13 protein-coding genes are annotated in these 14,536 nt (G+C 42.8%); 10 read left to right on the top strand and 3 right to left on the bottom strand.

Translation table 11 applies throughout. The annotated features are described in order from the left end of the window. Nucleotides 1-142 precede the first annotated feature (142 nt). From ACEO2X_RS08960 to ACEO2X_RS08950, 3 genes are all read right to left on the bottom strand, one after another. Nucleotides 143-1,255 carry a glycosyltransferase family 4 protein gene (locus ACEO2X_RS08960; protein ID WP_346792964.1) on the bottom strand — a complete coding sequence of 371 codons (1,113 nt, stop codon included), beginning with the start codon at nucleotides 1,253-1,255 and terminating at the stop codon, nucleotides 143-145. 24 nt (nucleotides 1,256-1,279) lie between these two features. Continuing rightward, a complete protein-coding gene (locus ACEO2X_RS08955; RefSeq protein WP_371971749.1) occupies nucleotides 1,280-2,215 on the bottom strand; it encodes a lauroyl acyltransferase in 936 nt (311 codons plus the stop codon). Nucleotides 2,216-2,382: 167 nt separating this feature from the next. Further along, nucleotides 2,383-4,290 carry an ATP-binding cassette domain-containing protein gene (locus tag ACEO2X_RS08950; protein WP_371971746.1) on the bottom strand — a complete coding sequence of 636 codons (1,908 nt, stop codon included), beginning with the start codon at nucleotides 4,288-4,290 and terminating at the stop codon, nucleotides 2,383-2,385. 35 nt (nucleotides 4,291-4,325) lie between these two features. On the opposite strand from ACEO2X_RS08950, the gene ACEO2X_RS08945 reads away from it, so the two are divergent. The 10 genes from ACEO2X_RS08945 (at nucleotide 4,326) to ACEO2X_RS08900 (ending at nucleotide 14,327) form a co-directional block, all read left to right on the top strand. Further along, nucleotides 4,326-4,568, top strand: coding sequence for a SlyX family protein (locus tag ACEO2X_RS08945; protein ID WP_004976120.1), 243 nt, complete (start codon nucleotides 4,326-4,328; stop codon nucleotides 4,566-4,568). 127 nt (nucleotides 4,569-4,695) lie between these two features. Beyond that, on the top strand, nucleotides 4,696-5,661 hold the full coding sequence (locus ACEO2X_RS08940; RefSeq protein WP_346792965.1) for a hypothetical protein: 966 nt from the start codon (nucleotides 4,696-4,698) through the stop codon (nucleotides 5,659-5,661). A gap of 261 nt (nucleotides 5,662-5,922) precedes the next feature. After that, nucleotides 5,923-6,372 carry an ammonium transporter gene (locus tag ACEO2X_RS08935; protein ID WP_004976129.1) on the top strand — a complete coding sequence of 150 codons (450 nt, stop codon included), beginning with the start codon at nucleotides 5,923-5,925 and terminating at the stop codon, nucleotides 6,370-6,372. 34 nt (nucleotides 6,373-6,406) lie between these two features. Beyond that, nucleotides 6,407-9,046, top strand: coding sequence for a type I DNA topoisomerase (gene topA, locus ACEO2X_RS08930; protein ID WP_371971742.1), 2,640 nt, complete (start codon nucleotides 6,407-6,409; stop codon nucleotides 9,044-9,046). An 11-nt stretch (nucleotides 9,047-9,057) separates the two neighbouring features. Continuing rightward, complete coding sequence (locus tag ACEO2X_RS08925; protein ID WP_154321061.1) at nucleotides 9,058-10,026, top strand: NYN domain-containing protein; 969 nt, start codon at nucleotides 9,058-9,060, stop codon at nucleotides 10,024-10,026. A gap of 14 nt (nucleotides 10,027-10,040) precedes the next feature. Further along, entirely contained in the window at nucleotides 10,041-10,796 is a 756-nt protein-coding gene (locus ACEO2X_RS08920; protein ID WP_179988460.1) for a hypothetical protein, read from the top strand. Between the two features lie 147 nt (nucleotides 10,797-10,943). Further along, nucleotides 10,944-12,932 carry an ATP-dependent helicase gene (locus ACEO2X_RS08915; RefSeq protein WP_278518472.1) on the top strand — a complete coding sequence of 663 codons (1,989 nt, stop codon included), beginning with the start codon at nucleotides 10,944-10,946 and terminating at the stop codon, nucleotides 12,930-12,932. 79 nt (nucleotides 12,933-13,011) lie between these two features. Then, nucleotides 13,012-13,266: an RNA-binding protein gene (locus tag ACEO2X_RS08910; protein WP_004976139.1), complete on the top strand. Its 255-nt coding sequence runs from the start codon at nucleotides 13,012-13,014 to the stop codon at nucleotides 13,264-13,266. A gap of 175 nt (nucleotides 13,267-13,441) precedes the next feature. After that, entirely contained in the window at nucleotides 13,442-13,945 is a 504-nt protein-coding gene (locus ACEO2X_RS08905) for a DUF6586 family protein (protein ID WP_371971738.1), read from the top strand. A gap of 103 nt (nucleotides 13,946-14,048) precedes the next feature. Continuing rightward, on the top strand, nucleotides 14,049-14,327 hold the full coding sequence (locus ACEO2X_RS08900; RefSeq protein ID WP_131261040.1) for a hypothetical protein: 279 nt from the start codon (nucleotides 14,049-14,051) through the stop codon (nucleotides 14,325-14,327). The last annotated feature ends 209 nt before the right edge of the window (nucleotides 14,328-14,536 follow it).

Genomic DNA, 14,536 nt, shown 5'->3' with positions numbered 1-14,536 from the left:
AATAAGTTTTGAAAGCACAACCTCATGAGCCCGAGTTTTACAGGATGTAGAACTCGGGCGATGATTTTTTAGGGCTTATTTTTTCATTCTCATTGTTTTTAAACAAATTAAATTTCAATCAGCTCGATTCAGTTTTAAGGCTTTAGGTGTGTTTTGACTGCAAAACTTGCTGATATAAATCTAAGGTTTGATGACACATATCTGCCAAGCTGAACAATTCAACAGGGGTGACACTTTGCGGTATTTCCAGATGCAATTGCACTGCATTGAATAAAGCCACTTGGTCATCTGCTGCGATGAGCCCTTGCGGATACAGTTGTGACAAAATTTCAGCCACACCACCACGGTTCCAGCCAATCACAGGTGTTCCTACAGATAAAGCCTCAAGTGCAGTGCGTCCAAAGGTTTCCGCCTGATTGGAAAGTGAAAGTACAATATCGCTAAACGCAAGCCACTCGCGAATGTCAGAACGGTGTCCAACAAAGGTTATCGCTTCGGTCAAATGTTTATCCTGAATATTACGTTCCAGTTCCTGTAAATAAGCTGCTTTTTTAACATCTGCACCACCTACTACTACAGCATGAACCTGGGGATACTTGGTTTTTAATTTCGCAATCAGATCAATCAATGTTTCATGACCTTTTAAGCGGGTGATACGTCCCGGCAAACAAATTAAAAACTTATGTTCAAGTTCTGGGAAATCTTGATAGGTTTGTTGCATCCATTGTGCCGAAGGTTGATACCCGTGCGGAAATGCAGCAGGGTCAATTCCACGATAAATACGGACAATATCTTCAGGTGGACAGTTTTGATAATGATCACGAATGTATTTGACTACACTGTCAGAAACTGCGATCACTTTTTCCGCTTGGGTCATAATTTGGCTGTAACGGTTAACTGAATAAAAACCATGTACAGTTGAAATTAAGTGTGGACGTTTTTCGGCTGGAATACCTTTTAGGGAAAAATGAGTTAGCCATGCAGGTACGCGGGAACGTACATGCACAATATCAGGTTGATGTTGCATAATCAGTTGGCGTAAAGGACGGATTTGCCACAAGCTTGATAATGATTTTTTGTGGATGGCTAACTTTAAATGAGTGGAACCTTCAGCTTCGAGTTGGTTAACCATCCGTCCGCCATTCGACACCACCAATGACGTATGTCCTTGAGCGACCAAGGCTCGGGCGATTTCGAGCGTACCGCGTTCTACACCGCCACTGTTTAATTCGGGTAATAACTGCATGACTTTCATGAATCTTTCCTTCTGCCGTACAGATTAGTAAATACTGTCATAACCTTCGGGGCGGCTCTTAAACCGACGATGAAACCACATATATTGGGTAGGAGCGATCCGTAATTGCTGCTCGATAATGAAATTGGTGCGCGTTGCATCTGCAACTTCATCTGCGCTTGGGAAATCCAGCAGTTCAGGCTCAATCAAGACTTTATATTGCGGGTTGGAAAGCTTGCCTGTACGGTAAAAATATAACGGAATTGCTGCGGCTTTGGTCATTTTAAGTAAACGACGATGCGCTGTAACTGTCGCAGCAGGCACGCCAAAAAATGGCGCCATAACACCTTGTTTTAAACCAAAGTCCTGATCTGGGCTATACCAAATGGCACGACCATTTTTTAAGTGGCGGATTAAACCACGCATGTCATCGTGGTCAATTTGATGACCGTAAATGGTGGCGCGACAACGGTAAATCAGCATGTCCATTAAGGGATTGTTTTGTGGACGATAGACCACATCGGGGTCAAAATATTGTGCACAGACATAGCCACCTGCATCTAGCAGAGTAGAATGTGTGCCTAACAATAAAACCCCGCGACCATCTGCTTGGGCTTGCTGAATATGTTCCAAACCTTCAACCTGAGTGCGTCCTTTAAACCACTGTGGACAGTACCATGCATTTAAGGTTTCAAATACGCCCAGCATTTGATCAACAAAGACTTGGCGAGCATTTTCATGTACTTCAGCCTCGCTCCATTCAGGAAAACACACTTCCAAATTGCGTAACGTAGTTACGCGACGTGACTTCATGCTGTTAAAGGCAAGATTGCCTAAAAGCTGCGCCAAACGATACTGAATCGCCCACGGCAAAATGGCTAAAATCATCAGGCAGACAATGCCAATCCAGATGCCCCAATATTTTGGCAACAGGAAAGACCATTGAAATTCGCCTGGTTGATATTCAGTGTGTTGACTCATAATGACCGTGTAAAGTGTTGTATCGTTGCAGTTTAGCACGAACCGATTTTAAAATTTAAAAGCATACGTCCAATGGGAAAGATGCTTAAAATGGTTTTGCAAAGCTTTGGTATTGGGGACAAGTCCTGTGCTTAAAAAGTTAGGAATAATCACTTAAGCCAATATGCTTAGTTACCATTCGCTAAGTTTTCCAGTTCGTCCCAACGCTCTAGTTTTTTCAGCAGTTCTTCATCAATTTCAGCCAAACGCTGTGAGGCTTTGGTGGCTGCATTGGCATCTGTTACAAACCAAGAACCATCCGCCAGTTTTTCAGCCAATTCGGTTTGTTCCTGTTCCAGTGCTTCAATTTCACCTGGCAACTGCTCTAAAGCACGTTGATCTTTATAGCTCAATTTTACTTTTTTGGCCGTTGGCGCTGCTGCAGCTGCTTCGGCTTTGGCAACGGCTTTTTTAACATCACTTTTTTGATCAACTACAGTTTGGTCTGGGCGTTGCTGCAAGTAGTCCTGATAGCCGCCAATATATTCATCAATATTGCCTTTGCCATCAAATACCCAAGTCGAGGTCACCACGTTGTCCATAAAAGCACGGTCGTGTGAAATCAGCAATAAAGTACCCTTATAGTCGCTGAGCATTTCCTCAAGCAACTCTAAAGTGACCATATCTAAGTCGTTGGTCGGCTCATCCATCACAATTAGGTTAGATGGTTTGAGTAGTAATTTTGCCAGTAAAATACGGTTGCGTTCACCGCCAGACAAAGCTTTAACCGGCGTGCGTGCACGTTCTGGGGAGAATAAAAAGTCTTGTAAATAACTATAGATATGACGACGTTGTCCGTTCACATCAACAAAGTCTGAACCTTCAGACACGTTATCTTTGACCGACTTTTCCAAATCCAAGACATTGCGTAATTGGTCAAAATAGGCAACTTCCAGTTGTGTTCCTGTTTTGACAGAGCCGCCATGCTCAATTTCACCTAAAATGGCTTTAATCAGAGTGGTTTTACCGACACCGTTATCACCCACTAAACCAATACGGTCGCCACGTAATACCAGTGTAGAAAAGTCTTTAATAATTGGAGCTTGATTGCCAAAGGCCACTTGTAAATGTTCAATATCAAAGACCAGTTTACCTGAGCGATTGGCTTCCTGCGCTGCCATATTGACTTTGCCTTGTTGGAAGCGACGTGCTTTGGATTCTTCACGTAAGGCTTTTAAAGCACGCACACGTCCTTCGTTGCGGGTACGACGTGCTTTAATGCCTTGACGAATCCATGCTTCTTCTTCGGCCAGTTTTTTATCAAACAGCGCATTTTGTTTTTCTTCAGCTTCAAGTTGCTGCGCTTTTAAATCTAAATAACGCGAATAGTTGCCTTCGTAGCTGCGTAATACACCACGATCTAACTCGACAATGCGGGTGGCGATACTATCGACAAAAGCACGGTCATGCGAAATAAACAGTAGAGTTAAATTATTTTGATCGAGTAAAAATTTTTCTAGCCATTCAATACTTTCCACATCTAAGTGGTTGGTCGGCTCATCTAGCAACAATACGTCAGGTTGGGTGAGTAGGGCACGTGCCAACAACACACGACGTTTACGTCCACCCGATAAATCGGCTAAGTCTGCATTTGGATCAAGTCCCATTTTACTTAAAATGGCATTGACCTTATTTTCTAGCGCCCAGCCATCAAGCTGATCTAGCTTATGTTGCAAGTTCCCCATACGGTCACAGGCATCCATATCGCCCAATACACAGGCATCACTAGCTTCGTGATAGGCTTTTAATGCTGCAGCGGCTTCACCTGCACCATCGGCAACAATATCGGCGACTTTGCCTGAATCCATCGGTACATCTTGCGCCAACATGGCAATGGTGATGCCATTTTGAATAGACACTTCACCTGCATCGGGCAGTAAACTTCCTTCAATCAGTTTAAGTAGAGTAGACTTACCTTCTCCATTACGGCCAATCAAACACACTCGTTCGCCACGTTCTAGGTTAAAATTCGCGCCGTCGAGCAAGGCAGGTCCACCAAATGCGAGTTGGACATCCCTTAAAGTAATATAGGCCATAGTGTTTCCTAAAAAATCTCAAATGAGGATTTGAAATGACTAAACAAAGTATAGATGATCAGGCGTCATTTTCCGCACCCATTGAAGATTTGCAAGTGCGAATTGCATTTTTGGACGATTTAGTTGAGCAATTGAATGAACAAGTGGTTCATCAAAGTCTGGAAATTGCTGATTTAAAGAAACAAATGCAGTTGTTATATCAGCGGGTAGAGTCGGCAGATTTGTCGGATGGGATTGCACCATTTGACCCGATGACCAATCGCCCACCACACTATTAATCAATCGTACTTAATCAACGGTATTGGTTTCCGTGCTGATTTTAATTTGACCTTTGCTGTACTTCCCGCTGTAATGCTCGGCTGCTGTGCCTGAATCTTTTAAACCCTATTGTGTCCGCTAAAGTTTATGTCCTCTAAAGTTGTATTACTTGACCTTGAAAACAACCTGCCTACCGCGACTTTGTTGCGAGAAATTATTGAGCATCATCCGAGTGTGTATCTGTTTAATTGTGCAGGAAAATTTGAATATAACTTGCAGGATTTAACTGAACTCGCTGGCTGGATCAGTACGGGTCAACTTATGATTTTAGACAGCCCGCGCGCAGAGTTTAAAGAGTTTGAATATGCAGTGGTAGTTGGGCAACTGATGGCACTGCTAGAGCCAGAAACACAAGTTGAAGTGATTTCTGCGGCTGACAGTATTCAGATTTTAATGGAAATGTTGCAAGCATCTGAAATTGCCTGTCACCTGATTCATATTCAGCCTGAAATACAGTCTGGGAAAAGCAAAAATCGTTTACCAAGCCCAATGGCAATTCGCAACAAACCTGAATTGCTGTTGGTAAAAAAGTATTGTGATGCGTTGGCAAAAATGTCAGGCAAGCCAACTAACGTAGAGGCTTTAAAAAACTCGATTGCCAATATTTTGCAACTTGAGGCAGACAAAGTGCAGCATGTGGTTGGTATGTTGATGAACCTGAAAATTGTAAAGCGGGTGGATGAGCAAATTAGCTTTCGTAAAAAAGTACTGAAGCAGTGGGTTCAACTTGACTTGGATGCTGTGGAAGAATCTACGCAAGAGGCGACAGTCACTTCTACAATCGTGGCGCAAACTGAAGCCGTAGAGCCACATCCTCAGCACAGTTTGTTTAAAAACTTTAGCCAAATTGACCCTGTGCAATGGGAAGTTGCCAAAAAGTTACGTGAGCTAAAAGGTGAAAAACCAAAAGATATTTATGAATTGCGTGATTTGCTGGAACGGTTATTTCCAAAATCTGATATTCGTTTATTGCTCAAAGAACTGATTGAAAAAGGCTATATTTATTGGAATGGACATGAAGTGCTATATAGTCATGAGATGTTTTTAAGCTAAGTTTTAGAATTTTTCGATTAATGGCATGAGTCGATTTAAAACCCATCTGCAAGATAGTTTTTTATCGATACGACTGATTTAAGTCATCATTTATCAACCATTTAAAGTTTTGAAAATGATGCCTTTTCACGTAAGACGATTTTAAGCTGTTTGTAGGCAGATAGACTAAAACACTTGAAATAAATAAATCACAGCTTATTTTAATCTTGCGTTTTATATTGTGCTTATGCAACTCTAATATAAGAATAGAAAGGTTGTACTATGGAAAATACTGGAATTTGGGTTGCCGTTGCCATCATTATATTTGTGATGGGCTCTATTTTTGGTCTGCGTGTCAGCCCAAGAGAAAAAGCTTTAGGATTGATGCGTGAAAAAGCCCGAAAAATGGGACTACACCCTCGTTTGGTGGTTGCGCCTGACTGGACAAAAATCCCGAAAGCCACGGAATCACGTGCCAGTATGGTGGCGTATTACAGTGTACTCATTGCCGATGCACGTTTACCGTTAATGCGTGCTTTAGTGACAGACCAAAAGCTAGAACTGTTGCATGGCGATGAGAAATTCCAAGGCTTACCCATTGCATTAAAGGGCATTTATGCTATTGATATGCAGGCAAACTGTGTAGGAATCTATTGGGATGAAGAAGCCGATCTTCGCGCAACTCAATTAGATGAGATGAAAGCCTTTTTACATAGCTTGGCTGAACGTTAATTTTTAAACCATTAAATAGGAAATACGGTTACTTATGGCGAACGCTCCTCGGTCCACATCCAAAAGCACTGCAGCCAAATCTGAAGCTGGTCACAAACGTGCCTTAGTGATTGTGGAGTCGCCTGCAAAAGCGAAAACAATCAATAAATATCTTGGTTCGGACTACATTGTGAAGTCTTCGGTCGGTCACGTGCGTGATTTGCCAACCAGTGGTGGCGCAAAAACCACAGAAAAGAAAACCACCACCCGAACCAAACTGACCGAGGCTCAGAAAGCTGAAAAAGCTCAACAAGCATTAGTCAACCGTATGGGGGTTGATCCTGAACATGACTGGAAAGCACACTATGAAGTGCTGCCAGGCAAAGAAAATGTAGTCGCTGAATTAAAAAAACTGGCATCGCAGGTCGATGAAGTCTATCTCGCAACGGACTTGGACCGTGAAGGGGAAGCGATTGCGTGGCACTTAAAAGAAGTCATTGGTGGAGATGACTCACGTTATCAACGTGTCGTGTTTAACGAAATTACCAAAAATGCGATTCAAGAAGCCTTTAAGCATCCTGCGCGTTTAGATACCAACAAAGTCAATGCCCAACAGGCACGTCGTTTCTTAGATCGCGTGGTGGGTTTTATGATTTCGCCACTGCTCTGGGAAAAAATTGCCCGTGGTTTATCGGCAGGACGAGTGCAGTCAGTTGCGGTGAAGCTGGTTGTGGAGCGCGAGCGTGAAATTCGCGCCTTTGTACCCGAAGAATATTGGCAAGTCTTTGCAGATACTAAATCTGAAAAAGATGACATTCGTCTAGAAGCGGTTAAGCAAGCGGGTAAAACCCTCAAGTTACGCAACAAAGCTGAAACCGATGCTTTACTGAACTTGATTAAAGATGCGCAATACACCGTATCTGCACGTGAAGATAAGCCGACCAAAGTCAACCCAAGTGCGCCGTATATCACGTCAACGCTGCAACAGGCTGCGAGTACCCGTCTTGGTTTTTCAGTCAAGAAAACCATGATGCTAGCACAGCGTTTGTATGAGGCAGGTTTTATCACCTATATGCGTACAGACTCGACCTTCCTGAGTGATGACGCGGTCAATATGGTGCGTACGCATATTGAAGCGGAGTTTGGTCAAAAATATCTGCCTGCTAAACCAAATCGTTATGGCAATAAAGCAGGCGCACAAGAAGCGCACGAAGCGATTCGTCCATCTAATGTTGCGCTTAAAGGCGACAGTTTGGTGGGTGTAGAGCGCGATGCACAGCGTTTATATGATCTGATTTGGCGTCAGTTCGTCGCTTGCCAAATGACACCAGCCGAATATTTATCATCGACCATTTTGGTTGATGCCAATGGTGTCGAGTTAAAAGCCAAAGGTCGTACGCTAGTTTTTGATGGCTTTACCAAAGTGCGTGGGCAAAACAAATCGGATGATGATGTGTTACTGCCTGCAGTTAAAGTCGGTGAAATTCTTAAATTAGTAAAGCTTGATCCATCGCAACACTTTACCAAACCACCTGCGCGTTTTACCGAAGCCTCTTTGGTGAAAGAGCTTGAGAAAAAAGGTATTGGACGTCCATCGACCTATGCTGCGATTATTTCAACTATTCAAGACCGTGGTTATGTCAAACTGGAAAACCGTCGTCTTTATGCCGAAAAAATGGGTGAGATTGTTACAGACCGCCTGGATGAAAGTTTTAATAATCTGATGAACTACGACTTTACAGCAGACTTGGAAGGTCAGCTAGATAAGGTTGCAGATGGTGAACGTGACTGGAAAGACTTACTCAACAGTTTTTATGGTGACTTCAAACAGCGTTTGACCAATGCACAGGGCGAACAAGGCATGCGCCGTAATCTCCCTGTAGAAGTTGATGCCGTGCATTGTAAAGAATGTTCACGTCCAATGCAGATTCGTACAGGTACAACAGGGGTTTTCTTGGGATGTTCAGGCTATAACTTGCCACCAAAAGAACGTTGCAAGGGAACTTTGAACCTGACTCCTGTCGAGTCGCTTGCCGCATTGTCGGATGATGATGCCGCTGAAACTGCAGATTTGATGTCTAAAAAACGCTGCCCAATTTGCGAAACGGCTATGGATAGTTACGTGATTGATGGTGGTCGTAAACTGCATATTTGCGGGAATAACCCAGACTGTGCAGGTTTCGAGCTAGAAGAAGGCGAGTTCAAAATTAAAGGCTATGATGGCCCAACCATTCCGTGCGACAAGTGTGATGGCGAAATGCAGTTGAAAACAGGTCGCTTTGGCCCTTATTTTGCCTGCACCAGTTGTGAAAACACACGTAAAGTACTCAAGAATGGTCAGCCTGCGCCACCGCGTGTTGATCCAATTAAAATGGAACATTTACGCTCAACCAAACACGATGATTTCTTTGTGTTGCGTGATGGTGCAGCAGGCTTGTTTTTGGCAGCCAGTAAGTTCCCGAAAGTACGTGAAACCCGTGCGCCGAAAGTCGTGGAATTGCGTACTGTTGCAGAACAGCTTGATCCAAAATATCAATTTATTTTGCAAGCACCTGATGCAGACCCAGAGGGTAATCCAACATTAGTGAAATTCAGCCGTAAGAATCAAGCGCAATATATTGGTTCGGAAACGCCTGAAGGCAAACAAACCAAATGGTCATTGGTTTACCAAGATGGTAAATGGGTTGAGGCTTAACACGATCTATTATGGAGTTGAAGCCAAAAAAATTCGCCATTTTAATCGATGCAGATAACTCATCGGTCAACTCGATTGAGTCTGTATTGGAAGAAGTGGCGAAGTATGGCATCGCCAGTGTAAAGCGCGTGTATGGTGACTGGAGCAGCGAAAGTCTAAAAAATTGGCGTGATGTACTTTTACCGCACGCCATTACGCCTGTACAGCAATTTGCTTATACCAAAAGCAAAGATGCCACCGATATGATTTTAATTATCGATGCCATGGATTTGTTGTATAGCGGTGCTTTAGATGGTTTTTGTATTGTATCTAGCGACAGTGATTTCACGCCTTTAGCCTCTCGCATTCGTGAAAGTGGTTTAATCGTTTATGGTTTTGGGCGTAGTAATACGCCTGAAGCTTTTCGTAAAGCCTGCGATAAATTTATTTATGTAGAAAACTTGGTGTCCGAAGCTGAAAAAGCTGCGGTAGCAGAAGAATCTGATCAGAAAGGGAAAAATAATAAAGTTACCGATGTTGCACTCAGCATAGATAAATACACCTTGAACCTGATTTATAAAGCGGTCAAAGAAAATGCCGATGATAGTGGTTGGGCTTATTTAGGGGCAATTGGTACGTATATCAGCTCGGTCAAGCCCGACTTTGACACCCGAAACTATGGTTACGATAAACTCTCTGGTTTAATTAAAGCCTTGGGTTTATTTGAAACCAAATTACAGGGCAGTCAGATGTATTTGAGAAAGCGTAGTTTTAGTACGTTTGTCAAACTTGTCCAAAAAACCATTCAGCAACTTGCAGATCAGGCAGGTTGGGCAAAAATTTCCGAGATTATTCAACATATCGAACAAAATGATCCCTACTTTAATATTCAAAATCAGGGATTTGAAAATACACAGTCAGCTATACTTTCAATACACAGTGGTTGGTTGGAATTTTCCAGTGATCACAATCGTGTTAAAGTCGGCAAGCTGATGTCTTAATGTTGTCCTAATTCATGTGGAAAAAAATCCGAATTTTATGCTTATTGCTGGTTTTGCTGGTCGTTGCAGTCAATGCTTGGCGTGATCAGAGCCAAGACTGGAATAAGCCCATCATCGTATTGTTACACCCAATCAATGCCGATGGACGATCAAACACCCAAAACTATATCAATACATTAAATATCAATAATTTAAATTCTGCTCAAGACTATCTAAAACAAGCTTCTTTGCAGTATCGTGGGCAACCGCTTGCGCTCTATTTCAAGCAGGGGCGAGAATTAAAGCAGTTGCCACCGAAAGTGCCTGAGCAGGCATCGCTGCTTAGCACTGTACTTTGGAGTTTAAAGTTCCGCTTTTACGCTTGGCAGCAACGACAAAGCAGTGATGGTACAGCAACAGTGACGCTGTACCTGAATTATTATGATCCGAGTCAAACTCAAATTTTGAAGCATTCCACCGCTTTGCAAAAAGGCAAAATTGGCTCGGTGAATTTATTTGCTTCTGCTGCGCACAGTCAGCGTAATACGATGGTGATGGTGCATGAATTACTGCATACCTTTGGTGCCACAGATAAATACGATTTGAGCACAGGTCAGCCGATTTATCCGATTGGTTATGCAGACCCAAATCAGCAACCATTGTATCCACAACGACAGGCTGAACTGATGGCGGGTTATGTGCCACTTTCGCAAAGCAAAAGTAAAATGCCTGAATCGTTACAACAGACACGTATTAACGAAATCACTGCCATAGAATTGGGCTGGAAATAATGTGGATAAGCATGTACTTATCCACATCTCTACAATAGAGCTTGTGTAAAAGTATGTGTTTAGGCATGAACCGAGCCATTTATATTCATGGGTTTATTCCTAAACCGATCTGTTAAACTATTCATCCACCCAGTACGATGAGTCACTATGAGTTTAGCCAGCCTAATTGATGAATTGAATCCCCAGCAAAAACAAGCAGCCACGACAGCATATCAACATAGTCTGGTCTTGGCTGGCGCAGGCTGTGGCAAAACCAAAACCATTGTGGCACGTGCAGCGTACTTGATTGATCAAGGTATTCCAGCCAATCAAATTCAAATTTTGACCTTTACCCGCCGTGCGGCGAGTGAAATTGTCGCACGGGTGGAGTTGGCACTGGGCGAGCAAGCCAAAGGCTTACGTGCTTCGACCTTTCATACTTTTTGTATGTACTTGTTACGACGTATTCCTAAAGCTTTTGGCTTGGAACAATTTTCTATTATTGATCGTGATGATCAGTTGATGATGTTTCGCCTCATTCGCGGAAAAGATGATAAGAAAAATCCAAGTCAGTTGCCTAAGCCTCAAGAATTATGTGATTTGTATTCTTTTGCGCGGAATACCCGTCAAAAACTGAGTGTGGCTTTAGAAAAGCAACAGCCTGAATATTTGGCATTAAAAGATCAAATTGCTGAAATTATGCAGGAATACGAAAGCCGTAAACGTGCACGTGGCTTTCTCGATTATGACGATATTTTGGCTGTGGTGGCATCGGCATTGGCGCAGTCGGAAGGTCTGGTCGATTATGTCGCGTCAATTTGTCAGCATCTTCTGGTCGATGAAATGCAGGACACCAATCCTTTGCAATGGGCTTTGCTTGAGCCTTTAAAAGATCGGGTCAGTTTGTTTTGTGTGGGCGATGATGCACAATCGATTTATGGTTTCCGTGGTGCAGATTTTGAAAATATTCATCATTTCACAGAGCGCGTACCCAATGCTCAAATTTTCAAATTAGAGCAAAATTACCGTTCTACGCAGGAAATTTTAGACCTGTCCAATTGGTTGTTAGATCAAAGTGAGATTCGCTATAACAAACGGTTGCAGGCGCATCGTGGTGATGGCATCAAACCCAAAATGCATATTTTCCCGAATGAATTTGATGAAGCCAAATGGATTGCGATTGATATTAAAGAGCGACATTTCTTGCAAGGCGCGCCGTGGTCAGATCACATGGTCTTGGTGCGTTCGAGTTTTGCAGCGCGACATATTGAAGCCGCGTGTATTGCGGCAAGTGTGCCGTATCGTTTTATTGGCGGCATGAAGCTCTTGGAAACTGCGCATGTGAAAGACTTACTTAGTTTATTGCGCGTTATTGCCAATCCTTTAGATGATATTGCATGGATGCGTTTTCTCACTTTATGGAATGGCGTGGGTGATGTCGGTGCGAGTAAGTTGGCGCAGCAATTGTTACTTGAACCGACAATGGATAAGGTGATTGAAAAGCTGGAAAAATTTGGACGCTTGCCAGAAAAAACTTTATTGATCATGAAGCAAATGGATGTCTTACGCCATGAAGTTGCGGCTTGCGTCGGTTTAGGCATTGAAGCGATTCAGGAACAATTGACTGATAACTATAAAAAAGACTGGAATCGTCGTCAGGGTGATTTTCAGTTGGTGCAACAACTGGCGGGTAAGCATGCGCAGTTAAGTGAGTTTTTAGAAGAATATGTGCTCGATCCTGTGTCTATTTCTGAAATTGAACGCCAGTCTGATACCGATGTGGTCACTTTAATCACCATTCACTCTGCCAAAGGTACGGAGCAAAAAGTCTGTTATGTGGCGAATGTGACTGCAGGGCAGTACCCGCATGCACGGGCGCAGGGCAGTTTTGATGATATTGAAGAAGAACGTCGAGTGCTGTACGTGGCTTTGACCCGTGCCCAAAATGAACTGATTTTAACCAAGCAAAATTTTAATTTATGGGCGCGTGATACGGTAGATGAACAAGGGCGCAAACTGGACAGTTATTTTTTGAGTGATCTGACACGGCAGTTGTGTGCGATGGAAACTCATCACCGTACCCGTCAGCAAACTGTGAAAAGTGCCTTGGTGGAACGCCAAGCGATTAATTTAGATTTTGGTATAGATCTCGATTAAACTATGCCACATGGTTTCCTGCAAAAAGTAGAGTAGGCGAGTGCTTTTTGATGTTTTTTGCCTATTTTAAGGTTGTAAGATGAAAATTTTAGTTCGTAGTTTAGAGCGTACTGTTACTGAAGAAGAATTGTTAAAACTTTTTCAGGAATATGGCACTGTAGAATCTTGTAATTTGGTGTTGGATGCTGCAACAGGAAAATCTAAAGGTTTTGCATTTGTAGAAATGCCACATGCACGTGAGGCAGTAAAAGCCATTAAAGCGCTGAATACTTTGCGTCTGCATGGTCATGGAATACGTGTCAAAGCAGCAGAAGATAAGCCTGCATCAAAATAGTTCAAAGGGAGCAAAAAATGCTCCTTTTTTATGCGTGATTTTTAGTAAAAATACGAGATTGGCACTGCATTGGTGCGCGATTTTATCGCAGTAAAAATAGTGTATTTTTTATTGGGTGTTGCAGGAAAATCGGTTTAATCTAAGCTTCTTAGAACGCTAAATTGAGGAAATGCTCATGTCCCGTGTTGCTCGTTTTCATGCAGATCGTACCAATCAGAAATTATATTTCGCCCGTCTTTCATGTCAGCAGGCCGAGCAAACCGAGCATGTTCAGCAAGCGCAGGCACATCGTGAAGCTGCGGTGTTTCATTTAAATGGCGCGGTGCTGGCTTTTTTGCAGGAATTGGTGCGGTATTATCGTTTAAATGACAGTAATCCAACCCTTAAATCAATTGAAGAATTGATGGCAGCCAAAGGGCAGATTTCCCCTGAAGTGGCAATTTTGGAGCAACTGAGCAAATCGGGTTTTATTGCAGAGTTAAAGAGCGCTTATCGTTTATGTCAGTACACGCCCGAGCCAAGTGCACCAGAACCTGAACAGGAAACGTCATCCAATTTGATTATTAAAGTCACGCAATCTCCGCAAGCATGGCTACCAGATACGAAAATTTTGCGCGAATGGCATCGTGACTTAACCCAGTTGATTGATGGTTTTCGTAATGAAATGGTGGAATTTTAAGCCGACCAAACGCCCTTGAAAAAAATCTGATCAGCCCGATATAAATATTCTGAACGATGCAAAGTGCAAGCGCCTTTGCCGCCATGTCGAGCATGGAGGATATATGTCTATAGAGCAATTGAAAGAATTATTTGGTAATCAGGAAGCAATTTTAGAGCTGGTTCAGCTTGAAGGTGGCGAGTTGGCATTGCGTAATGCAGGCTCAGAGAAAGAGCCATTGGTCAAAATCCAGTTCAATGACGAAGTCAAAGCCATATTGGGCGATCAGACGGCTGTTGTGGCACAGCACATGATTCAGGCGGCATTATTTGGCTTGTTGGAAAAGCAGGTCAATGAATGGCATGCCGAAATTGTGGATGAACAGCCGCAATTTATGAGTTAATCCCAAAAGGTCTTTCGGTGATGAGCTATCTTTAATGAATAGATTGTCTATCTGCTTTGGTTAAAATCATGGACATTATTAGATAACCCGAATTACGGATAAGAAAAGCCCTTGAAAAAAAGGTAGTTAGAGCCATTTAGAAAGTTACGACACAACCCAAGGGCTCTAACTACCATGTACGATTTTACAGAAATTTTTTGTATTGTTGA

The organism is Acinetobacter sp. AL9, assembly GCF_041464035.1.
Lineage (GTDB): Bacteria > Pseudomonadota > Gammaproteobacteria > Pseudomonadales > Moraxellaceae > Acinetobacter > Acinetobacter towneri.
The sequence above is the reverse complement of the archived record's forward strand: the minus strand, read 5'-3'. Positions and strand labels throughout refer to the sequence as shown.